The organism is Actinomadura sp. 7K507 (genome assembly GCF_004348425.1).
In the GTDB taxonomy this organism is placed as follows: Bacteria; Actinomycetota; Actinomycetes; order Streptosporangiales; family Streptosporangiaceae; genus Spirillospora.
In genome coordinates, this window is the sequence record NZ_SMKK01000001.1 from 93,685 (window position 1) to 115,478 (window position 21,794).

Sequence of the window (21,794 nt, forward strand, 5' to 3'; positions counted from 1 at the left end):
ACGATGCTCCACCTGGCCCTGCGGATGCTGCGCTTCCGCAAAGGCGGCTTCGTCGCCACCTTCGTCGCGCTCGGCGCCGGTGTCATGATCCTGACGGTGTGCGGGCTTCTCGCCGAGTCCGGGCTCCGCTACAAGGGAGCGGCGGAACGCTACTCCGGGGCGGTCGCGGTGGTGGCCGACCGGGACCTCACGGTCGCCGGCCCGGAGATGTTCGGCGAGCGTGAGACCGCCACGCTCGTCCTGCCCGAACGCGGCGGCGTCCCAGGGGCGCTGGTCCCCCGGCTCGCCGGGGTCCCCGGCGTGCAGAGCGCGGTGGGCGACCGTTCGATCGTGGCCGCCGTGCCGGCGGCGCCGTCCGTCGCGGTGACGGGCCACGGCTGGGGAAGCACGGCGCTGGCACCGCACCGCATGCTGTCCGGCGCACCGCCGCGGACCGCCGGCGAGATCGTCGTCGACGCCCGCCTCGCCGAGGCCGGACGGCTGAAGCCCGGCGCCGCCACGGAGGTCCTCAGCGGCGGAGCCGTCCACCGGTTCAGGGTGAGCGGCGTCGTCGAGACCGGCGCGTCCGGATCGGGGGCCGCGCTGTACTTCACCGACGCGCGGGCCGCCCGGCTCGACCCGCATCCGGACACCGTCGACGCGGTCGGCGTGGTCGCCGCGCCGGGCGCCGACCGGGACGCCGTGACCGCCGCGGTGAGCCGGATCGCGGACGGCGCGAAGGTGACGGCCTACACCGGCGACGAGCGCGGACTGGCCGAGGAACCCGAGGCGGCCGCCGCCAGGGACCTGGCGATCCAGGCCGGCGGCTCGTTCGCCGGCTACGCCGCGATGATCATCGCGTTCGTGGTCGCCGCCACGGTCGGCCTGTCGGTGCGGCACCGCCGCCGCGACCTCGCGCTGCTCCGCGCGATCGCGGCGACCCCGGGCCAGGTGCGGCTGCTCATCCTCGGCGAGGTGGGCATGCTCGGCCTGCTCGCCGCCGTGGCGGGCGTCCCGTCCGGCTTCGCCGTCACCGCCTGGATCCGGAGCGAGATGGTCGCGCGGGGATTCGTCCCCGACACGTTCACGCTGAGCTCGGGCATCCTGGCCGCGCCGGCGGCGGTCGCGGCGGTGGCCGCCGTGGCGCTGGTCTCCGCCGGGGTCGCCGCGCGCCGCACCACCGGGATCCGGCCCACCGAAGCGCTCGGTGAGGCGGCCGTCGAGCCGTCCCTCGGCAGCAGGATCCGGATCGTCTGCGGCCTGCTGTTCCTCGCCGGCGCGGTGGTCCTGATCGGGATCACCGGCGGCACCAACGGACAGACGGCCATGGGCGCCGCGGTCGGCATGCTGTACACGTTCGTGCTGGCGATCGCGCTGCTGGCCCCGTGGATCAACCGGGCCGCCGCCCAGGTCTGCGGGCCGGTCCTGCGGATCGCCGCGGGCAGCAGCGGCTACATGGCCGCCGCGAACCTGCGGGCGAACGCGCGCGGCATGGTGGCCGTGCTGACCGCGCTCGTCCTGTCCGTGGGGCTGGGCGGCACCATCTGGTTCCTTCAGGACAACCTGGACCGGCAGACGGTCTCGCAGAGCCGCGACGGCACGCTCGCCCAGCATGTGCTGGCCGGCGGAGCCGGCCTGCCCGCGTCGGCGGCGGAGGACGCGCGCCGGATTCCGGGCGTGCAGGCCGCGACCGGTGTACGCCGCACCTCGGTCATCGTGCCCGGCAAGCTCGAACCCATGGCGGTCGTCGCGCAGGGCGTCGACCCGCGGGGGGTGGAGCAGACCATGGATCTCGGCGTCCGGTCGGGAAAGCTCGCCGATCTGCGCGGCGACACCGTCGCGGTGTCGGAGTCCGCGGCGGACTGGGCGGGCTGGGAGGTCGGGGAGACCGCGCGGCTGTGGCTCGGCGACGGCGCGCCGGTCACCCTGCGGGTCGTCGCGATCTACGACCGCAACTTCGGGTTCGGGGACGTCACGCTGGCCAACGAGACGCTCGCCGGGCACACCGTGACCGGCCTCGACGACCACGTCCTGATCCGGACCGCGCCGGGGGCCGACGCGGGCGGCGCCCTGGCGGGGCTCGCGAACCGCTACCCGGCGAGCAGCGTGACCGGCACCGGCGAACTCACCGGCGAACTCGCCGAGGACCTGGCGATCAGCGCCTGGCTGAACAAGATGCTGATCGCCGTCCTGGTCGGTTACGCGGTGCTCGCGGCCGCCAACACGCTGATCATGGCCGGGCTGTCCCGGACCCGCGAGCTGTCGCTGCTGCGCCTGGTCGGGATGACCCGCGGCCAGGTGAGGCGGATGGCCTACGCCGAGCAGGCCGTCCTGCTGGGAGTGGCGGTCGCGATCGGCGGCGCGATCGCGGCGGTCACCCTCTCCTCGATCGTCAACGCCCTGGCCGGGCAGCGCGTCCCCTACGTCCCGGCCGCCGGGTGGATCAGCATCGTCGGCGGCACCGTCCTGCTCGCGCTGACCGCCGCCGTGCTGCCGGTCGCGCGGCTCCTGCGCACCCCGCCGGTCGAGGGAATCGGCATCCGCGAATAGGCCCGCCTCCGGGGCCGCGCCGGTTCAGGTCCGGCCCCGGGGGTTCTCCAGGTAGCGCAGGACGGCGGCGACCCTGCGGTCGGTGCGGTCGGTGGGGGGCAGGTCGAGTTTGGAGAAGATGTTGCGGATGTGCTTGTGGACGGCGCCGTCGGTGACGAAGAGCCGCTCCGCGATGGCGGTGTTGCCCAGGCCCTCGGCCATCAGGGCGAGCACGTCGCCCTCCCGGGTGGTCAGCCGCTCCAGCGCGGTGTCGGGACGGCTGCGCGTGATCAGCTGCGTGACGACCTCGGGATCGATGGCGGTGCCCCCCTCGGCCACCCGGTGCAACGCGAGGAGGAACTGCTCGACGCGGCCGATCCTCTCCTTGAGCAGGTAGCCGAGCCGGTCGGCGCCGCCGGCGAGCAGTTCGCTGGCGAACGCCTGCTCGACATGGGCCGACAGCACGAGGATGGCCAGTCCGGGGCGGCGGCGCCGGGCCTCCACCGCCGCCCTGATCCCCTCGTCGGTGTGGGTCGGGGGCATCCGGACGTCGACGATGGCGACGTCGGGGCCTTCGGTGTCGACGGCGTCCAGGAACGCCTTCGGGGAGTCGGTGGCGGCCACCACGTCCAGGGATTCGGCGCGCAGCAGCATCGCCATCCCCTCGCGCAGCAGCGGGTCGTCCTCGGCGATCACGATCCGCACGGCAGCTCCATCCGGAGAGTCGTCGGCCCACCGGCCGGGCTGTTCATTTCCAGGTGGCCGTCGTGCGCCTCGATCCGGCGCCGTATGCCGACGAGTCCCGAGCCACCGTGCTCGTCCGCGCCGCCGACGCCGTCGTCCTCGATCCGCAGGGTCAGCAGCCCGCCCCGGCGGCGCACGGTCATGCTGGCATGCCGGGCCCGGCTGTGCCGGGAGATGTTGGTGAGTGCCTCTGCCGTCACGAAGTAGGCGGTCGCCTCGACGGAGACGGCGCAGCGGCCGGGTAGGTCGACGTCCACCCGGCAGGGGACGCCGCAGTCCGCGGCGAGCCCGTTCAGGGCACCGGCGAGCCCCCGGTCCGCCAGGACGGGCGGGAGGATGCTGCGCACGACCGCACGGAGTTCGGCCAGGGCCTGCTCTGCGGCGTCCTGAGTACGTTCCAGCAGGACTTCGGCGCCGTCGGGGTCACGGGTCATGGCGCGGCGGGCCGCGCCGAGCAGGACGGTGATGTTCACCAGCCGGTTCTGGGCCCCGTCGTGCAGGGAGCGTTCGATGCGCCGCAGTTCGGTCGCGTGGGCGTCCAGCGCCGCGGCCCGCGTGGCGGACAGCCGCGCGACCCGCAGCGACAGGTCGGCGTCGGGCGGCGGCGCCAGGAGGCGCCTGCCCGGCCACGCCTGCAAACGCGCGAGTCCCGGACCGACGAACAGGAACGTGACGGCCATCAGTTTGCCGAGGAACGCGACCGCCAGTGCGTCGCTTTCCTGGTGCACGTTCCAGAAGACCAGCGTCGGGGCGGCGTCGTCCGGGGGCAGGAACCGCCACCACAGCGGGTACGTGACGTTCTGCACGGAGTTCACCACCAGGGTCGACCCCACCGCGCTGATCAGCAGGCCCAGCGTGCCGTGCACCGTCAGCCAGCGCAGCTCCCGCCGCAGGATCGAGTCGGTGAGGACGTCACGTCCCCGGCTCGTCACCGGGCCCATCGTGATCATCTCGGGCCCCCAGCGGGACAGCCTCCCCCGCTCCCGCTCGGCGACGGCCCGGACCATCCGGGGCAGGACGGGCACCAGGAACAGGCCGACCCCCACGGCGCACAGCAACAGGACCAGCAAGGCCGACGCCAGCGCCGCGAACGACAGCAAGGCGGTGCCCAGCCCCCCGATGAGATGTTCGAGCGCGTCCAGGATGGCGCGGGCGCGCCGGACGACGAGCGTCCGCACGGGCCACCGGGGCCGCCCCGCTCTGAAGTTGTCCACCAGCGTACGCACGCGGTGACACTACGCCACCCAATCGATCTTCGGGTCGCGGTCCGGGGTGGAAGTACAGCCTGCTGTACCAGGCAACGGCCCGCTGCCTGGATGGTCTCAGCCAGTGGACCTCCCCGGTGTCTCCGCGACCCGGACGCGCGGACCGGGGTCCGATGGCCGCGGGCGGACGTGGTGGCGGCCTATGGGGAGCATCAGGGGGCGCCCGGAGACGGGGTCTTCGATGATGCGGCTTTCGAGGTCGAAGACCGTCCGGACGACCTCTTCGGTGAGGACCTCGGCGGGGGCGCCGGAGGCGTGGAGGCTGCCGTCGGCGAGGGCGATGAGGTGGTCGGCGTAGCGGGCGGCGAGGTTGAGGTCGTGCAGGACCATCACGATCGTGGTGCCGCGGGTGCGGTTCATGTCGGTCAGCAGGTCGAGGACTTCGATCTGGTGGCTGGCGTCGAGGAAGGTGGTGGGCTCGTCGAGGAGGAGCAGGTCGGTCTGCTGGGCCAGCGCCATGGCGATCCAGACGCGCTGGCGCTGCCCTCCGGACAGTTCGTCGACGGCGCGGTCGGTGAGGTCGGTGGTCCGCGTCGCCTCCAGGGCCGCGGCCACGGCGGTGTCGTCCCGGTGGTTCCACCGGGAGAAGATCCCCTGATGGGGGTGCCGCCCGCGGCAGACGAGGTCGAGCACCGTGATGCCCTCGGGCGCTACCGGCGACTGGGGCAGCAGTCCGAGCGTGCGGGCGAGTTCCTTGGCGGGCATGCGGTGCACCTGCCTGCCGTCCAGCACGACGCGGCCCTCCCGGGGCGCGAGCAGCCGGGACAGGGAGCGCAGGAGCGTCGACTTCCCGCAGGCGTTGGCGCCGACGATGGCGGTGACCTCGCCGGGCGGCACGGCCAGGTCGAGTTGCTCGATGACGGCCCGGTCGCCGTAGCCGAGCGTGAGCCGCTCGGCCGCGAGGGAGTGGGAGGTGGTCACAGCGAGCCTCCGGCGCGATGGGTGCGGACGATCAGATAGACGAGGTAGGGCGCCCCGAGGACGCCGGTGACGACGCCGACCGGGAAGCGGGTGTCGAACGCGAACTGGCCGGTGAGGTCGGCGACCAGGACCAGCAGGGCGCCGACGAGCCCGGCGGGCACGAGCAGGGACCCGCCGGTGCCGAGGATCCGGGCCGCGATGGGGCCGGACAGGAACGCCACGAACGCGATGGGCCCGGCCGCCGCGGCGGCGAAGGCGATCAGGCCGGTGGCGGCGACGATGACCGCGACGCGGGTGCGTTCGACGCGGATCCCGAGCGCGGAGGCGGTGTCGTCGCCGAGCTGCATGGCCGCCAGGTCGCGCGCCAGCGTCAGCAGGACGGGGCCGAGCACCGCCAGCGCGACGACGGTGGGGAGCGCCTCCGCCCAGGTCGTGCCGTTGAGGCTGCCTGCCAGCCAGCGCGTGGCCTCCTGGAGGTCCCACTCGGCGGCCCGGGACAGGACGTAGAGGGTGACGCTGTCGAGGATCGCGGCGACCCCGATGCCGATCAGGATGAGCCGCGTGCCCACGACGCCGTCCCGGAACGCCAGGGTGTAGATCAGCAGGGAGACGGCGAGGGCGCAGACGATCGCGAAGACCGACACCTGGATCCCGCCGAGGGACAGCGACACGATCGCGATGACCGCCGCGGCGCTCGCGCCCGAGCTGATGCCGATGATGTCGGGGCTGGCGAGGGGGTTGCGCAGCAGCGTCTGGAAGGTCACCCCGCCCAGTCCGAAGCAGAACCCCGCGGTCACGGCGACGACCGCCCGCGGCAGCCGGAGCCGCCCGACCGTGAACGACGCGCCCGGCACCTGCTCGCCGAGGATGACGCGGATCACGTCGCCGGGCGGGTAGAAGGTCCGGCCGACCATCAGGGTCGCGGCGAACGCGGCGGCGACGAGCAGCGCCAGCGTCAGCACGCCGAGGCGGCGCTTGGAGGCGCGCCGGCGGCGGCCGCGGGCGACCGCCTGGGCGGTGGCGGGCCCGGTGGTGGGCCCGGCGGGCGGCGGCTCGGTGGCGGCGGGGGTCTTCACAGCTCACGCACCTTGTACCGGCGGACGATGTGGATGAAGAACGGGGCGCCGATCAGCGCGGTCACGATGCCCACCTCGATGTCCGAGGGACTCGCCACCACGCGGCCGACGACGTCGGCGGCGGTGAGGAGCGCCCCGCCGACCAGGGCGCAGAACGGCAGGAGCCAGCGGTGGTCCACGCCGACGAGCAGGCGGCACGCGTGCGGGACGACGAGCCCGACGAAGCCGATCGGCCCGGTGACGGCCGTCGCCGCACCGCACAGCACGACCGAGCCGAGGGCGGCGACGGTGCGGATGACGGCGACGCGCTCGCCGAGCCCCGCCGCGATGTCGTCGCCCAGGGCGAGCGAGTTCAGCGCCCGCGCCGTCAGCAGGCACAGGGCGAAGCCGGCGGCGAGGAACGGCAGGACATGCCCGATGCGCTCGTAGGACGCGCCGCCGACCCCGCCGATCTGCCAGAGCCGGAAGCCTCCGGCGATGTCGTTGCGCGGCAGGACGACGGCGCTGACGAGGGACGTGAGGGCCGCCGACGTGGCGGCGCCGGCGAGCGCGAGTTTGAGGGGGGTCGCCCCGCCGCGTCCGAGGGACCCGACCGCGTACACGAACACGGCCGCGACGGCGGCGCCCGCCATCGCGACCCAGACGTATCCGGTCGGCGACGCGAGCCCGAAGAACGCGACGGCGGTGACGACGGCCAGGGACGCGCCCATGTTGATGCCGAGGATCCCCGGGTCGGCCAGCGGGTTGCGGGTCACGCCCTGCATGACGCCGCCGGAGACGCCGAGCGCGGCGCCGATGACGACCGCGAGCAGGGTGCGCGGTATCCGCTTGGCGACCGCCGCCTGTTCGAGGGTGTCGTCCGCGCCGCCGAGGGCCTGCCGGACGTCGGCCCAGGCGACGTCGCGGGAGCCCAGGACGACGGAGGCCAGCATGATCGCGGCCAGCACGGCGATGGCGGCGAGCAGCCACAGGACGCGCAGGCGCGCCGGACGCCGCACGAGGGCGGCGTCCGGCGGGCGTTCGGTGACGGCAGCCGTCACTTGACCTTGTCCGCGGCCTCGGCCAGCGCCTTGACGTAGTCCTCCAGCACGAACGAGATCGACAGCGGCGTCGGGTTGGCGGCGGTGCCCAGCGGCTCGCTCTCGGGCAGCAGGTAGACCGAGCCGCGCTCGACGGCGGGGATCTTCGACAGCAGCGGGTCCTTGCTGATCGTGTCGAGCAGGTCGCCCTTCTCGCCGCCGTACCCGGTGATGATGTCGACGTCGTCGAACATGTCGGCCTGCTCGGCGCTGCGCGTCAGGGAGAACTTGTCCGTGCCCTTGGACGCCTCGGCGACGCTGTCCGCGATCTTCAGCCCGAGGTCCTCGAAGAACATCGTGCGGGTGTCGTGCGCCGTGTAGAAGCCGACCTGGCTGACGTCGTTGGGGTCGACGTGCGTCATGAACATCGCCGATTTGCCCTTGAGCTGCGGGTACTTCGCGACGACGGTCTCGACCTCGTCCTCGATGCCGGCGATCAGCTTGTCGCCCTCGGCGGCGAGGCCGATGGCCTTGCTGTTCAACTCGACCGTCTCGCGCCACGGGGTGCCCCAGGCGACCTTCGGGTAGGCCACCACGGGAGCGATCTCGCTGAGAGTGTCGTAGTCCTGCTTGGTCAGGCCGGAGTACCCGGCCAGGATCACGTCCGGCCTGGTGTCGGCGACGGCCTCGAAGTCGATGCCGTCGGTCTCGTCGAACAGGACGGGCGTCTTGGCGTTGAGCTCCTTCAGGCGCTTCTCCACCCAGGGCAGGACGCCGTCGTCGTTGTCGTCGCCGAAGTTCGCCGACGCCATGCCGACCGGGACGACGCCGAGGGCCAGCGGCACCTCGTGGTTGGCCCAGTTGACCGTGGCCACCCGCTCCGGCTTCTCCGGGACGGTGGTCGTCCCCAGCGCGTGCTTGATCGTGACGGGGAAGGCGGCGCCACCGCCGCCGCCCGCGCTCGCCTCCTCCGTCTCCGCCGAGTCGCCGCAGGCCGCGATGCCGCCCACCAGGACGGCCACCACGGCGAGGATGCGAAGGCTATGTGGACGTTTCAATCCGTACTCCCAGGTGACCGCGAACTACTTAGGTAAGGCTTGCCTTGGTGCGCACCCTAGAGCGGATGGGCGGATTGTCGCAATCAACCTTTTGGGACACCCGTTATCGAGTTCGGGACACGGAGGCCGGGGCGCGGCCGGGCCTCAGCGCGCCCGGAACGCCCCCGGCGTCAGCCCGGTCGTCCGCCGGAAGGCCGCGCCGAACGCGCTGGCGGACCGGTACCCGACCTCCTCGGCCACGACATCGATCTCCAGGCCCCGGCTCAGCAGCGCCACCGCGTGCTGGGCGCGCACCGCCGCGACCCACCGCGCGAAGCTGGTGCCCGTCTCCGCGTTGAAGGCACGGGTGATCGTGCGGGCGCTCACGCCGAGGCGGGACGCCCAGTCCGCGAGCGTCCGCTGGTCTCCCGGATGGTCGCGGACCGCGTCGACGATCGGGCGCAGCAGGTCGGAGGCGGGCATGCGCAGGTGCAGCTCGCGCGAGGACGGGGTGAGCACGTCGAGCACCATCGCCTCGGTCACCGTCCGCGAGTCCGCGGACAGCTCCGCACCGGCGAGCCGCTCCAGCAGCAGCCGGAGCAGCGGGGTGATCTCGACGCCGACGGGCGCCGCGGAGATCGAGGACATGGTGCCGAAGCCGAAGAAGTTGGCACGGCACCGGGTACCGGCCGACGCCGAGCCGGAATGCAGCGTCCCCGCGGGCATCCACAGGCCCGCGGTCGGGGTGATCGTCCAGACCCGCGGCCCCACCACGGCCGTGGACGCGCCCCGCTCGTTCCACAGCAGCTCGTGGAACGGGTGGGAATGCTCGTTCCAGGCGATGTCGCGGGCGAAGACCTCGCTCCAGCTCATGATCGCGAACGGCATCTCGACCGGCCCCGCCGCGAGGGCGGGCAGTGTCCGGGTCTCCAGCGTCCGGGGCCCCTTGGTCATACGAACGATTCCCACTCTGATCCGCGGGCGCGGACTCCCCCGCCCGGCGTCACTTTACCTTCGGGCGGCATCTCGTCCTGGACCGGATCCCGGCAGGTCGTCGGCAGGTGTGCCGGTCCGGCGGATGAGTGATCACTCAACTGGCTGCGGAAACCGGATCGCGACTTCTGCGGTCGCGCACTAGGTGCGGATCACCGCGTAACACACACTCTGGTGCACCGATCGCTCCGCGGGAGGAACCCTTGCCGCCGTACCTTTCTCCTTTTCACCGGGTGTGCCGCCATGACCGGGTGTGCCGCCGTGGCCGGGTGCTCCGCCGTGACCCGGTGCTCCGCCGTGACCGGGCGCCGAGCGACGCGATGAGCCGGGGCCAGATCCGATGAAGTTCCCGCTCCCAATAGGGCCAGCTGTGCGTGCCGTCCCGGTACAGGTGGGCCGCCGCCGGGATCCCCAGGCCGTGCAGCCGCCGCAGGAACGGGCGGACGGTCGAGCGCACGACGGGCTCGGCGAGGTTCGCCGCGCTCCAGGTCCCCGGCGGGTCGAGCGGGCCGGGACGCCCGGTCAGCCCGCACGACAGGAACACGCCCGTACCGCGCAGCCCGGCCGCCAGGTACAGCGGGTCGGCGGCCCGCCAGTGCCGGTCGCCGAGCACGGGCACGCCCCACATCTGGAACGGGTTCACGCGTCCGGCGATGCCGGTGGCGGCCAGCAGGGTGGTCGCGGCGAGCGGCGAACGGATCGTGCACGGCCCGCTCAGCGAGGCCGCGAAGCGGAACATGCCGGGATGGGACGCGGCGCTCAGCAGCGCCCCGTACCCGCCGCCGGAGACCCCGGCGACCGCGCGCACCGCCGAGGCCCGGTAGCGCTCCCGCATGAGCGCGTGGACGTCGTGGACGTGGAAGGTCTGCCACTGCGGGCCGCTGCGCCAGTCGGCGTACCCGCCGAACCGGCCGCCGTCCGGCATGACGACGAGGACGTCGTCGTCGCGGCTGAGGTGCTCCACATCGGTGTGGCGCGTCCACGACGCGGAGTCGTCGAGACCGCCGTGATGCAGCGTCAGCAGCGGCCGGGTCCCGCCGCCGTGCTCGGACCAGCCGCGCGGGAGGAGCACCTGGACCGACCATTCCTCGGGGCCGAGGGAATCGGCCTGCACCGTCAGTCTCCGGAGCCGGTCGCCCAGCCTCTCCTCGTCGAGGACCTTTATCGCCATGACTTGAAGTTATGGCCTCCCGAGCGGCCGCAACACTGAGCGAACTGACATTTACGTTCGCTGATCACTGAGCTTTCTACGCCTTTCAGATTCGTTTTTCAACCATGCCCGGGAAGCACTAAAAGGAGGTCGCGAAGTGCTCGTCGGATTGGTCGCCTTCGTCGCGCTCTGCATGACGGCCAACGCGGTGCGCCTGCGGGCCCGCCTGCGCGGCCTCCACCCGCTGCCGTCCCCGCCGGGGGCGCCCGAAGACGCACCACCGGGCGAGGACGAGTACGTCCTGCTCACCGCGGACGGCGTCCACGTCCCGCCCGCGGTGCTGGGCGCCGCCGAGCGCCACGCCCGCGGCAACGGTCTCGGCATGGTCGACCTGATGCCACGCGACCTGCACGTCGACACGGCCCTCGATCTGGCCCGCCACCTGAACTTCGACGCCTACCGCGGCGACGTTTTCGGCATGGGCCGCGGAGCCTGCCACGCGGTGCTCGCCTCGCGCGCCGCCGCCCGCGGCGCCGGGATCACCGCCTTCACCGGCCTCGACCCCGACGAACTCGGCGCGGCCACCGCCCGGCTGCGGCTCTACACCGGCTCGGCCGACATCGTCGTCGCCCCGATCGGCGCCCGCGACCAGGCCGCCTTCCGGCGGTCGCGGATGCGTTCGCTCGCCTTCGTGATCCCGCAGACGCTCGCGCTCCCGCAGACCCTGTTCGCGGCGGCCGGCGGCTACCTCCTGGTGGCCGGGGCCCTCGTGCTCGCGCCGGCGGCCGGGCTCGCGCTCGCGCTGCTGTACTGCGCGCTTCCGGCGCTGGTCTTCGCCGGCGTCGCCGTACGGCCCCGGGACCTGGCCCGCGTCTGCGCGCTGCGGCTCGCCCACACGCCGCTCTCGATCTTCCGTACCCTCGCCGCCCCGAGGACGCGCTGGGAACGGGACCTGGCCGCCCGCCGCGAGGAGGCCCGCGTCTGGTACCGCGCCGAGATCGACCGCGGCATCGGCCGGTTCTTCGGGCCGCGCGCCGAGGAATGCCCGTGGTGCGGCGGCCGTGCGCTGAGCAGGCGGGTCGTGGCCCGCGACATCCTCCAGGGCAAGCCGGGACGTTTCACCATGGAACGGTGCGACCGCTGCGGGCACGTCTTCCAGAACCCGCGCGTCACCCCCGAAGGCCTGGCCTTCTACTACAAGGACGTCTACGACGGCCTCGGCGACGTCCTGGCCGAGCGGATCCTGTCGTCCAACACCTCCTGGTACCTCGCCCGCGCCGCCATGCTCGCCCGCGCGACCGTCCCCAGGACCTGGCTCGACGTCGGCACGGGCAAGGGGCATTTCTGCCGGGCCGCGCGGAGCGTCCTGCCCGGCACGCGCTTCGACGGCCTCGACTTCGGCGCGGCGGTCGAGGAGGGCGAGCAGCGCGGCTGGATCGACCGCGCCTACCGCGGCGAGTTCACGGCACTGTCCGCCGACCTGGCCGGACGGTACGACGTGGTCAGCATGCACCACTACCTGGAGCACACCGCCGACCCGCTCGGCGAGCTCGACACCGCCGTCAAGGTGCTGCCGTCCGGGGGCCACCTCCTGATCGAGCTGCCCGACCCCGAGTCGTGGTTCGGCCGCGTCCTGCGCGGCTTCTGGGTGCCCTGGCTCGCACCGCAGCACCTGCACATGATCCCGATCGGCAACCTGCGCGAGGCGCTGGAGCAGCGCGGCCTGGAGATCCTCGCCGAGGAGCGCAGGGAGGCCGACCAGGGACCGGACTTCGTGGCGTCCGCCGCCGCCGTCGTCAACTGGCTCGGCCTCGACGTCGACCGGCCGTGGTGGCCGCGCACTCCCGGCCGCCGGGAGTACACCGGTACGATCGCGACGATCATCCTGGCCGGCCCCCTCATGGGGACGGCCGTGCTGCTGGACCTGCTGACCACCCCCCTCGCCCGGCGGAGCAGCAACGCTTACCGGGTCCTGGCCAGAAAGAAGCTCGGATGAGACGCATTCTGCTCACGCTCGCGCTGCTGCTCTCGCTCATCGCCGTACCGGCGCCCGCCTCGGCGGCGGAGGTCACCGAGACGTGGATCGACGAGCGCACCCTCGACCTCACGTGGACATCGCCGAACGTCGCCGAGGAGGTGAGCGCCCGCCTGCTGCTGCCCGAGGGCTGGAGCCGGAACGCGAAGCGGACCTGGCCGGTCGTCTACGCCTACCAGGGCGGACGCGACGACTACACCTCCTTCACCCGCGAGACCCCCATCGAGGAGATCGCCGCGCGCTGGGACGTCATGGTCGTCATGCCGTCCGGCGGGGACTACGGCAGCTACACCGACTGGTGGAACGACGGGGAGGGCGGCCCCCCGCGCTGGGAGACCCTCCACACCGATGAGCTGATCAAGCTGATGGACCGCTACCGCGCGGGAGACCGCAGGGCCGTGATGGGCGCCTCGTCGGGCGGGCAGGGCGCGATCTCCTACGCCGCCAGGAACCCCGGCCTGTTCCGCTACGCGGCGTCCTTCAGCGGCTCCACCCACCTGACCAAGGACGGGATGCAGGCGTTCCTGTTCATGGTGAACCTGATCGGCACGGGCATGGACGCGTTCCGCATCTTCGGAGTGCCCGGCCGCGACGACGCGAACTGGCGGGCCCACGACCCCTACGTGCTGGCCGAGAACCTGCGCGGCGTCGGCCTGTACGTCTCCAGCGGGACCACCGGCCTGAACGGGCCCTACACCCCCGAGGGCGCGCAGTGGCGGCTCACCCAGCTCAGCGAGATCCTCATCGGGCAGATGAACCACTCGTTCGTGAACCGGCTGAACGAGCTGAACATCCCGGTCACGTCCCACATCTACGGCAACGGCTGGCACGCCTGGCCCGAGTGGATCCCGGAGATGAAGGCGGCCTGGCCCCTGATGATGCGCGCGATCGACGCGGAACGCGCCGGGGCGTGACCGGCGCGACCGGCGGGCTCAGCCGGGCGGACGCCGCCTGAGCCCGCCGGGGTCAACTCATCCACATGATCGGGTTGTCGCGGTAGCCGCCCTCCCGCTCCTCGTACTCCGCGCCGGCGACCGCGCCTCCCGAGCGTGCCGCCTGCAGCCTGCAGGTCTGGTACTTCGCGCCCGCCGCGGCGAAGGACTCGTCGGGCCGCCCGCGCTCGCAGCCGGGAAGCGAGCCGATCACCACGGCACCGGTGCTTCCGCCGTCCGGTCCCACGCCGCCGAGCAGCGGAGCTGAGCTGCGGGACAGGTCGGTCCCGCCGACGTTCTCGACCGTGTAGCGGATGTAGTACGGCGCCATGCCGGCGGCCCGCGAGCCGAAACGCTGCTGGAAGGCGGCCTGGTCGCCGCGCTGGATCGCGGTGACCGTGATGCCGATCGTGCCCGTCCTCCCCGCGTACTCGAAGGGGACGACCGCGCGCTGCCCGAGCCGCAGCTTGGTACCGGGCGGGGTGGTCTGGGCGTTTCCCGCGGCGGGCGCCGGGTTCTGCGGGGTGGTCTGCTCTGCCGCCGAGGTGGTCGGCGCGGGCGGCGGCGCGTCCGCGTCGTCGCCCGACCCGCTCGCGTTCTCGAGCATCCCGCATCCCGAGAGCAGCACCACGGCCCCAGCGGATGCCAGCAGCCCGGCTCGTTTCGTGTACCGCATAAACTGCACTTCCTTTCAGATTCGATCAACGATTGCCCGGCCGGTGAAACCGTTTCGCCGGGCCGGCCATCTCATCCGGGTGCCGTCCGCCCGCGGACGGCCCGAACGGAGGAGGGATCCGGGTTGTTGGAGACGGTCTTCCGGAGCGAGGACCTGCCGCCGGCCGACCGGTTCGACTACTGGCGCGAATGCCTGGGCAGGACGCACGCGCCCGTGGAGATGACCAGTGAGCACGCGCCCGACTTCCGGGTGCGCCAGTCCGTGCTCCGTCTCGGCGCGGCGACCGTCTGGCCGGCGACCTTCCAGCCGATGGTCTGCCGGCGGACCCCCCGGCTCATCCGCCGCTCGGATCCCGAGACCTACCACCTCTCACTCGTCCTGCGGGGTACCGCGGGCGCCTCCTGGGGCAAGAGCGACATCGTCTACGGGCCGTCCGAGCTGCACGTTCAGGACAGCTCGCGCAGCTGCACGACATGGGCGGCGGGAGGCACGATCAGCACGGTCGGGCTCGAGGTCCCCAAGGACGTGCTCTCGCTTCCGCGGAGCCTGGCCGACCGGATGATCGGCCGTCCCCTGCCCGGTACGGAGGGCATCGGCGCGCTGCTGTCCGACTTCCTCGTCGGGCTCACCTCCGGCGCCGGCGGGCTGCGGCCGTCGGACGGCTCACGCCTCGGGATGATCCTGGTCGACCTGGTCTCGGCGCTCTTCGCCCACGCCGTCGAAGCCGAGCGGGACCTCGCGCCCGAGTCCCGCCAGCGGACGCTGCTGCTGAGCGTCCGCGCGTTCATCGACCGGCATGTGCACGACCCGGACCTGACCCCGGCGTCCATCGCCGCCGCCCACCACATCTCCCTCAGCTACCTGCACCGCGTCTTCCAGGCCGACGGCACGACGGTCGCGGGCTGGATCCGCCGGCGGCGCCTCGAGCGGGCCCGCCGCGATCTGGCCGACCCCGCGCTGCACGATCACCCCGTCCGCCAGATCGCCGCCCGCTGGGGCTTCTCCCATCCCGCGGTCTTCAGCCGCGCGTTCCGCGCCGCCTACGACATCTCGCCCAGCGAGTACCGGCGGGCGGGCCGGTCGCCGAAGCCGGTGTGAGCTTCCGCTCGCCCTGCGTTTCCTCTCGATCACGATCCCCCACCCTGGCCGCCGCGCCGCCCCGGTAGTTGATCTTGAGTGCACACCTGCTTGACCAGGGCTGCACTTCTCGCGAACCGGAGGCGCAGTACGCTTCCGGTGAGGAAACCTGGCGGGGAGCCGTCCCCGGACCTTCCCAAGCGCGACCGCCGTAGCTACCATGCAGATGTGTGTTCTGGCTTACAGAAATACGGCCCTGGGGGAAGGCAACGGATGGCAGCCGACGAGATCGCCGGGATGCGCGCGCAGGTGGCGACCGCCTGCCGGATCCTGGCCAGGCAGGGGCTGGTCAGCGGAATCCTCGGGCACGTCAGCGTCAGAATCGACGCGGAACGCTTCCTGGTGCGCTGCCGTGGACCGCGGGAGAAGGGGCTGCTGTTCACCACGCCGCGGGACGTCCGGATCCTCAGGTTCGACGGCGCACCCGAGCCCGGCGAGGGCGTACCGGACGAGTACTCGCCGCCCAAGGAACTCCCGCTGCACGTCGAGACGCTTCGTGCGCGGCCCGAGGCCTGCGCCGTGGTGCACGCGCATCCGCCGGCGATCGTCACGGCCGACCTGGCGGGCGTCGAGCTCCGGCCGATCGTCGGGGCGTTCAACATCCCTGCGGCGCGGCTGGCCGCGGACGGCGTCCCGGTCTATCCGCGGTCGGTGCTGATCCGCCGGAGCGACCTCGCCGCGGAGATGCTGGCGGCGATGGGGCCCCATCCCGTCTGCGTGCTGCGCGGCCACGGGCTCACGACGATCGGGGAGAACGTCCCGCAGGCGGTCGTCCGCGCCATCAACGTGGACGAGCTGGCGCGGCTGTCCCTGGAGGTCGCGCGGTCCGGCGGGCGCGCGGCGCCGATCCCCCCGGAGGACCTCGCCGAACTGCCGGATCTCGGCTCGGCGTTCAACGACGCGCTGCTGTGGGAGCACCACGTGGCCCTGCTGCGGCACGAAGGCCTCGACACCGCATAAGACCCGACACCGCATAGGACCCGACACCGCATAAGACCCGGACCCCGCCCGCACGAAGATCTGAAGCCCGGACAACGCGACGGAAGGCAGGTGGCGGCCATGGTCGACGTCCCGGCGCTGGCGGCCGAAGTGCGCGACGGCATGATCCCCGCGTACGTGTACAACGACGCCGGCGTCTTCGCCCTGGAACGGGACCGGATCTTCACCCGGTCGTGGCTGTTCCTGGCCCACGAGTCGGAGATCCCCGACCCCGGCGACTACGTGGTCCGCCGGATCGTCGACGACTCGTTCATCGTCGCGCGGGACGAGGCCGGCACGGTGCGCGTGCTGTTCAACATGTGCCTGCATCGCGGGATGCAGGTGTGCCGCGCGGAGGTCGGCAACGCCTCGCACTTCCGGTGCCCCTACCACGGCTGGTCCTACAAGAACGACGGAAGCCTGATCGGCCTGCCGTTCCACGAGCACGCCTACGGCGGGGAGAAGGGCTTCCCGAAAAAGGGAAAGGCCCTGCTGCCCGCCCCCTCGGTGGACACCTACCGGGGCCTGGTGTTCGCCAGCCTGGACCCCGCCGCGCCGCCGCTGCGCGAGCACCTCGGCGATTTCGCCTTCTACCTGGACCTCTACACCGATCAGAGCCCGGCGGGCATCGAGCTGCGCGGGCCGCAGCGGTGGCGGGTCAAGGCCAACTGGAAGATCGGCGCGGAGAACTTCGCGGGCGACAGCTACCACACCCCGCACACCCACAGCAGCGTCGTCGAGGTCGGGCTGTTCGGCGAGCCGAAGGCGAACAAGCGCAAGGAGGGCGCGCTGTACTTCGCCGGGGCGGGCGGCGGCACCACGTACAAGCTGGCGCCGGGCCTGGGCTTCGAGGGCGGGATGCGGTACGTCGGCTACCCGGACGAGATGATCGCGGCGGCGGCGTCCCGCTGGACCGGCCGGCACCGGGAGCTGATCGGGACCGACGGGTTCATGTTCTCCGCGGCCACGGTCTTCCCCAACCTGAGCTTCGTGCACAACTGGCCGCAGGTGAACGAGGACGGCCTGGTCCGCCCGTTCATCTCGCTGCGCCAGTGGCAGCCGGTCAGCGAGTCCGAGACCGAGGTGCTGTCCTGGTTCGCGGTGGACGCGGGCGCCCCCGCCCATTTCAAGGAGGAGTCCTACAAGGCGTACCTGATGTGCTTCGGCTCGTCGGGCATGTTCGAGCAGGACGACGTGGAGAACTGGGTGTCCATCACCTCCACCGCCGCGGGCGCCATGGCCCGGCGGCTGCGGCTGAACAGCAGGATGGGCCTGGCACTGGACGGGGAGGTCGTCTCGCAGAAACCGGCCTCCTTCTCCGGCCCGGGGACCGCCTACGTCGGCTTCGGCGAGCACAACCAGCGCCAATGGCTGTCCATCTGGGCCGACCACCTCGAACGCGCACCGGACTCGCCCCCGGCCGGAGGGAGGGTGTCCCAGTGACCGATCTGCCGCTCCCCTACACCGACGAGGCGCACCAGCAGGCGGCGCAGTGGCTCACCGAGGAGGCGTACCTGCTCGACCGGCAGCGGTACGCGCAGTGGCTCGAGCGGATGACCGACGACGTCCGCTACATCATGCCGGTCCGCGTGACGACGGCCAGGAGCGCCGGGTTCGACACCCTCGCCGGCATGAGCCATTTCGACGAGGACCTGTTCTCGCTGCGCAAACGCGTCGCCCGGTTCGAGACCGAGCACGCCTGGACCGAGGACCCGCCGTCGCGGCTGCGGCATTTCGTGTCCAACGTGCGGACCTTCGCGGGCGACGCGCCCGGCGAGCTGCGCGTGGAGTCCTACGTCCTGGTGTTCCGCAGCCGCGGCGACGTGCGCGAAGGCCAGTTCCTGCCGGCCGGCAGGGACGACACTCTGCGCCGGGAGGGCGGCGGGCTCAAGCTCGCCCGCCGCGTCATCGAGGTGGACGAGTCGGTGCTGCGCATGCAGAACCTCGGGATCTTCCTGTGACGGGGGCGGAGATGGGCGGCGACCCGGAGGAGTTCGTGATCGGCAACGAGTTCGCCGAGGTCCGCGTGGCGCTGGTGCGTACCAGGAACGGGAGCCGGCTGCGGGTCAGGGACGCCAAGTCCGGGCGGGAGATCATGCTGTGCCCGCTGGAGCTGGAGTCCCTGACCTGGCAGACGCCGGAGCTGTTCAGCCGGCTGCTCGCCACCCCCTACGGCCCGGAGGAGGACTGAACGCCGCCGGTGGTCGAGGGTGCCGCCGTGACGCGGCCGGGGGCAGTCCGGCTGAACGCCGCCGGTGACCGGGGGTGGCGCCGTGACGCGGCCGGGGGTCAGTCCGCGAGCGCTTCCCGCGCCCGCTTGATCTCCGAGCGCCGCGCGGAGTCCAGGTACTCGTCGATGCGGGCGATGCGCCCGTCGCGGACCTGCAGGTACATCGCGGCGTGCAGCTGGAAGTCCTTCCCGCTGGGGAGCCGCCCGTGCAGGACGTGCTGCTGGAGAACCCCGTCGCCGGTCTCGGCCTGCCGGACGATCTCGTAGCGCAGCCCGGACACGGCGCGCTGGAGCCCGCCGAGCACCTTCAGATTCTCCTCGACGCTCTGCTCGATCAGATCGTCGTTGTGCCAGATGACGGCGTCGGGCGCGTAGAGCGCGCGGACGGCCTCGATGTCACCCGACTGGATCGCGGCGAAGAACTTGTCGACGATTTCACGGCTCATGGAGCCTCCTCACTTGAATGCCGGGCCGGAAGCGAGCCCAGGGGTCTGGATGACGGTCTCGTAGTCCCAGCGGCCCTCGACGGGCATCGGGAACACCACGGGCAGGTCGACGCCCGCGTCCCGGTACTCCTGGAGGCGGACCGCGCAGTCGGCGGCGGTGCCGTGGGCGACGAACGCGTCCGCCACCGGCTGCGGGACGTGTGCGGCGGCGCCGGCGCGGTCCCCGGTCATCGCCCGTTCCCTGGCCGCGGCCAGGCCCTCCTCGTGCTCCGCGCCGAACAGGCGTCCGACGGCGGGATGCAGGACGTAGCGCGGCACGACCTGGCGGGCGGCCTCGGCGGCCGTCTCCGGGTCGTCGGACGGGCAGTAGTGCACCACGCAGGTGATCTCGACCGCCGCGGGGTCGCGGCCGGCGTCCCGCGCCGCGGCGCGCACCGTCGCGACCGCCTCGGCGGCCTGTGCGGGGGACATCAGGTTGAGGATGACGCCGTCGGCGATCCGCCCGGCCAGTGCCTGCATCCGCGGGCCCAGCGCGCCGAGGTGGATGGGCATGTCGGGACGCCGCGGCGGCCGGTCCAGCGGCACCTGCCCGACCTGGAAGATCTTGCCGGTGAAGCCCGCGGGGTCGCCCGACAGGACGGCCCGGACCACCGACACGTACTCCTCGATCATCGTCAGGGGCGGGTGGGGCGGCAGGCCGGCCCGCCCGTTCATCACCGCGTTGGCGGTGCCGAGGCCGAGCCGGAACCGCCCGCCGGACGCCTCGTCGAGGTCGACGGCCGCCTTCGCCGTGAGCACCGGCGGCCGCAGCGCGGCGTTGGTGATCGCCGTGCCGACACCGGCCCGGGTCGTCGCCGCGACGACGGGGTGGCACAGCCCCAGGGCGTCGCCGTGCCCCTCGGCGATGAAGACGTCACCGAAGCCCGCGCGCTCCGCGTCCGCGGCGACCGCCGCGATGCGCTCCGGGGGCAGCCCGCTGTGCGAGGCGATGGAGAGTCCGAGTCGTGTCATCGCGCCAGCTCCTCATTTCGTTCCTGTCCTGCTGCGTCCACGTGCTTGCGGCGCAGTTCGCGTTTGAGGACCTTCCCGGTCGTCGTCCGGGGAAGGTCGCCGGTGAACTCCACCGTCTTGGGGCATTTGAAGCTCGCCAGGCGTTCCCTGCACCACGCGATGATGTCGTCCGGGCCGTCCGCCGCCCCGGGCTCGGGGACGATCAGCGCGTGCACGGCCTCGCCCCACCGCGGGTGCGGGACGCCGATGACGGCCGCCTCGCGTACGCCCGGATGGCCCCCGAGCGCGGCCTCGACCTCGGCGGGGTAGACGTTCTCCCCACCGCTGATGATCATGTCTTTGGCACGGTCCAAGATGTACAGGTAGCGATCCGGGGTCAGCCTGACCACGTCGCCGGTGCGGTAGTACCCGTCGGGGGTGAACGCCTCCCGCGTCGCCTCGGCGTCGCGCCAGTAGCCGCGCAGCAACGTCCCGCCCCTGATCAGCAGCTCGCCCGGAGACCCGGCGGGCACGTCCGCGCCCGCCGGGTCGACGACGCGCACCTCCCAGCCGTAGGCGATCCGGCCGGCGCTGCCCAGATGCGGGTGGTCGGGCCGGTGGTCCTCCGGCGCGAGCAGGCTGACCATGCTCTGGCACTCGCTGTTGCCGTAGATCTGCCGGAACCGGCAGCCGAGCACCTCCAGCGCCGCCGCCAGCGAGGACGGGGTGATCGGCGCCGACCCGTAGGCGATCTCGCGGATCGAGCCGAGGCCGGGGGCGGTCTCCCGGCGCCGCACCTCCGCCACCAGCATGTCGATGAGGGACGGCCCGGCGGTGAAGAACTCGATCCGGTCGCGTTCGATCGCGTCCACCACCGCGGCCGGCTCGAAGGCCGTGTGGACGTACAGGGTGCCCGCCGTCAGGAACGTCTGCAGCGCCTGCCCGAAGCCGGCCAGATGGAACAGCGGCATGATCTGCAGATGCCGGGATCCGGCGACCTGGTCGCCGATCTCCAGCGCGAACGCCGAGAGTGCCTGCACAAGCGCGCCGTGGCGCAGCGGGATGCCCTTGGGCCGTCCGGTGGTGCCGCTGGTGTGCAGGAGGGCCATCACCTCCTCGCCGGTCAGGTCCGGCCTGGGCGGAGGAGGAGCCGACAACGCGGCCCCGCCGGTCCAGCCGTCGGGCACGTCCCCGCCGCCGATCACCACCCGGCCGCCCGGTACTCCCCCGGCCTGCTCGACGGACGCGACGAACTCGGCGTCGGCCGCCACGGCCACCGGCTCCAGCAACTCGAACAGCCCGGAGAGTTCGACGGGCGACATCCGCCAGTTGATGAACGCCGGGATCGCCCCGACCCGCATCAGCGCCAGCGCGTGGACGAGGAAGTCGGCGCTGTTCTTGGCCATCACGGCGACGACGTCGCCCGCGCCGACCCCGAGCCCGGACCAGCCGCCGGCCCGCAGCTCCAGCGTCTCCCACAGCTCCCGGTAGGTGTGGCGGGCGCCCCGGTCGTCGATGAGGGCGAGCGCGTCGGGCCGGACCGTGGCCCGCCAGTCGATCACATGTATCCAGCTCTGCACCGGCGCTCCCCTCTGTCCCGTCCGGCCAATGTTGGCAGAGAACGTTTCTGTAGAACAGACCCATGCGGAACTTATCA

20 protein-coding genes are annotated in these 21,794 nt (G+C 72.7%); 8 read left to right on the plus strand and 12 right to left on the minus strand.

From position 1 onward, the window contains the following. Positions 1-3 precede the first annotated feature (3 nt). Positions 4-2,529: an ABC transporter permease gene (locus E1285_RS00415; RefSeq protein ID WP_132146269.1), complete on the plus strand. Its 2,526-nt coding sequence runs from the start codon at positions 4-6 to the stop codon at positions 2,527-2,529. A gap of 24 nt (positions 2,530-2,553) precedes the next feature. Here the strand turns inward: E1285_RS00415 and E1285_RS00420 are convergent, their stop codons facing one another. The 8 genes from E1285_RS00420 to E1285_RS00455 all read right to left on the minus strand — a co-directional run bounded on the left by E1285_RS00420 (position 2,554) and on the right by E1285_RS00455 (position 10,734). Then, entirely contained in the window at positions 2,554-3,213 is a 660-nt protein-coding gene (locus E1285_RS00420) for a response regulator transcription factor (RefSeq protein ID WP_132146272.1), read from the minus strand. Next, positions 3,201-4,478 (minus strand): sensor histidine kinase, encoded by a 1,278-nt coding sequence (locus tag E1285_RS00425; RefSeq protein ID WP_243722442.1) that lies wholly within the window; start codon positions 4,476-4,478, stop codon positions 3,201-3,203. The genes E1285_RS00420 and E1285_RS00425 overlap by 13 nt, the downstream gene beginning before the upstream one ends. Before the next feature lie 96 nt (positions 4,479-4,574). Next, positions 4,575-5,438, minus strand: a complete 864-nt coding sequence (locus E1285_RS00430; protein WP_132146275.1) for an ABC transporter ATP-binding protein — start codon at positions 5,436-5,438, stop codon at positions 4,575-4,577. After that, the gene (locus E1285_RS00435; RefSeq protein WP_132146278.1) at positions 5,435-6,514 is read right to left on the minus strand and encodes an iron chelate uptake ABC transporter family permease subunit; all 1,080 of its coding nucleotides are present in this window, start codon (positions 6,512-6,514) and stop codon (positions 5,435-5,437) included. Before E1285_RS00435 ends, E1285_RS00430 begins: the two co-directional genes overlap by 4 nt. Further along, entirely contained in the window at positions 6,511-7,554 is a 1,044-nt protein-coding gene (locus tag E1285_RS00440) for an iron ABC transporter permease (RefSeq protein ID WP_132146281.1), read from the minus strand. Before E1285_RS00440 ends, E1285_RS00435 begins: the two co-directional genes overlap by 4 nt. Next, positions 7,551-8,591 carry an iron-siderophore ABC transporter substrate-binding protein gene (locus E1285_RS00445; RefSeq protein ID WP_207946314.1) on the minus strand — a complete coding sequence of 347 codons (1,041 nt, stop codon included), beginning with the start codon at positions 8,589-8,591 and terminating at the stop codon, positions 7,551-7,553. The genes E1285_RS00440 and E1285_RS00445 overlap by 4 nt, the downstream gene beginning before the upstream one ends. Positions 8,592-8,735: 144 nt before the next feature. Next, positions 8,736-9,524 carry an AraC family transcriptional regulator gene (locus E1285_RS00450; protein WP_132146284.1) on the minus strand — a complete coding sequence of 263 codons (789 nt, stop codon included), beginning with the start codon at positions 9,522-9,524 and terminating at the stop codon, positions 8,736-8,738. Between the two features lie 265 nt (positions 9,525-9,789). Beyond that, positions 9,790-10,734 (minus strand): alpha/beta hydrolase family protein, encoded by a 945-nt coding sequence (locus E1285_RS00455; protein ID WP_132146287.1) that lies wholly within the window; start codon positions 10,732-10,734, stop codon positions 9,790-9,792. 136 nt (positions 10,735-10,870) lie between these two features. Here E1285_RS00455 and E1285_RS00460 point away from each other — a divergent pair, with 136 nt between their 5' ends. Beyond that, positions 10,871-12,709: a class I SAM-dependent methyltransferase gene (locus E1285_RS00460; protein WP_132146290.1), complete on the plus strand. Its 1,839-nt coding sequence runs from the start codon at positions 10,871-10,873 to the stop codon at positions 12,707-12,709. After that, positions 12,706-13,662: an alpha/beta hydrolase family protein gene (locus E1285_RS00465; protein WP_132146293.1), complete on the plus strand. Its 957-nt coding sequence runs from the start codon at positions 12,706-12,708 to the stop codon at positions 13,660-13,662. The genes E1285_RS00460 and E1285_RS00465 overlap by 4 nt, the downstream gene beginning before the upstream one ends. Before the next feature lie 52 nt (positions 13,663-13,714). Here the strand turns inward: E1285_RS00465 and E1285_RS00470 are convergent, their stop codons facing one another. After that, a complete protein-coding gene (locus tag E1285_RS00470; RefSeq protein WP_132146296.1) occupies positions 13,715-14,356 on the minus strand; it encodes a hypothetical protein in 642 nt (213 codons plus the stop codon). Positions 14,357-14,479: 123 nt separating this feature from the next. On the opposite strand from E1285_RS00470, the gene E1285_RS00475 reads away from it, so the two are divergent. From E1285_RS00475 to E1285_RS00495, 5 genes are all read left to right on the plus strand, one after another. Further along, a complete protein-coding gene (locus E1285_RS00475) occupies positions 14,480-15,454 on the plus strand; it encodes a helix-turn-helix domain-containing protein (RefSeq protein ID WP_132146299.1) in 975 nt (324 codons plus the stop codon). 252 nt (positions 15,455-15,706) lie between these two features. Next, positions 15,707-16,453 (plus strand): class II aldolase/adducin family protein, encoded by a 747-nt coding sequence (locus E1285_RS00480; protein WP_132146302.1) that lies wholly within the window; start codon positions 15,707-15,709, stop codon positions 16,451-16,453. A gap of 99 nt (positions 16,454-16,552) precedes the next feature. Next, positions 16,553-17,914 (plus strand): aromatic ring-hydroxylating dioxygenase subunit alpha, encoded by a 1,362-nt coding sequence (locus E1285_RS00485; RefSeq protein WP_132146305.1) that lies wholly within the window; start codon positions 16,553-16,555, stop codon positions 17,912-17,914. Further along, on the plus strand, positions 17,911-18,432 hold the full coding sequence (locus E1285_RS00490; protein ID WP_243722443.1) for a 3-phenylpropionate/cinnamic acid dioxygenase subunit beta: 522 nt from the start codon (positions 17,911-17,913) through the stop codon (positions 18,430-18,432). The genes E1285_RS00485 and E1285_RS00490 overlap by 4 nt, the downstream gene beginning before the upstream one ends. After that, complete coding sequence (locus E1285_RS00495) at positions 18,429-18,662, plus strand: hypothetical protein (RefSeq protein ID WP_207946315.1); 234 nt, start codon at positions 18,429-18,431, stop codon at positions 18,660-18,662. Before E1285_RS00490 ends, E1285_RS00495 begins: the two co-directional genes overlap by 4 nt. A 98-nt stretch (positions 18,663-18,760) precedes the next feature. On the opposite strand, the gene E1285_RS00500 is transcribed toward E1285_RS00495, so the two are convergent. Genes E1285_RS00500 through E1285_RS00510 form a run of 3 tightly spaced genes read right to left on the minus strand, consistent with a single transcriptional unit; the run spans position 18,761 to position 21,717 of the window. Then, positions 18,761-19,147: a nuclear transport factor 2 family protein gene (locus E1285_RS00500; protein ID WP_132146311.1), complete on the minus strand. Its 387-nt coding sequence runs from the start codon at positions 19,145-19,147 to the stop codon at positions 18,761-18,763. Positions 19,148-19,156: 9 nt separating this feature from the next. Continuing rightward, complete coding sequence (locus E1285_RS00505; protein WP_132146314.1) at positions 19,157-20,158, minus strand: LLM class flavin-dependent oxidoreductase; 1,002 nt, start codon at positions 20,156-20,158, stop codon at positions 19,157-19,159. After that, complete coding sequence (locus E1285_RS00510) at positions 20,155-21,717, minus strand: AMP-binding protein (RefSeq protein ID WP_165966403.1); 1,563 nt, start codon at positions 21,715-21,717, stop codon at positions 20,155-20,157. Before E1285_RS00510 ends, E1285_RS00505 begins: the two co-directional genes overlap by 4 nt. Between the last annotated feature and the right edge of the window lie 77 nt (positions 21,718-21,794).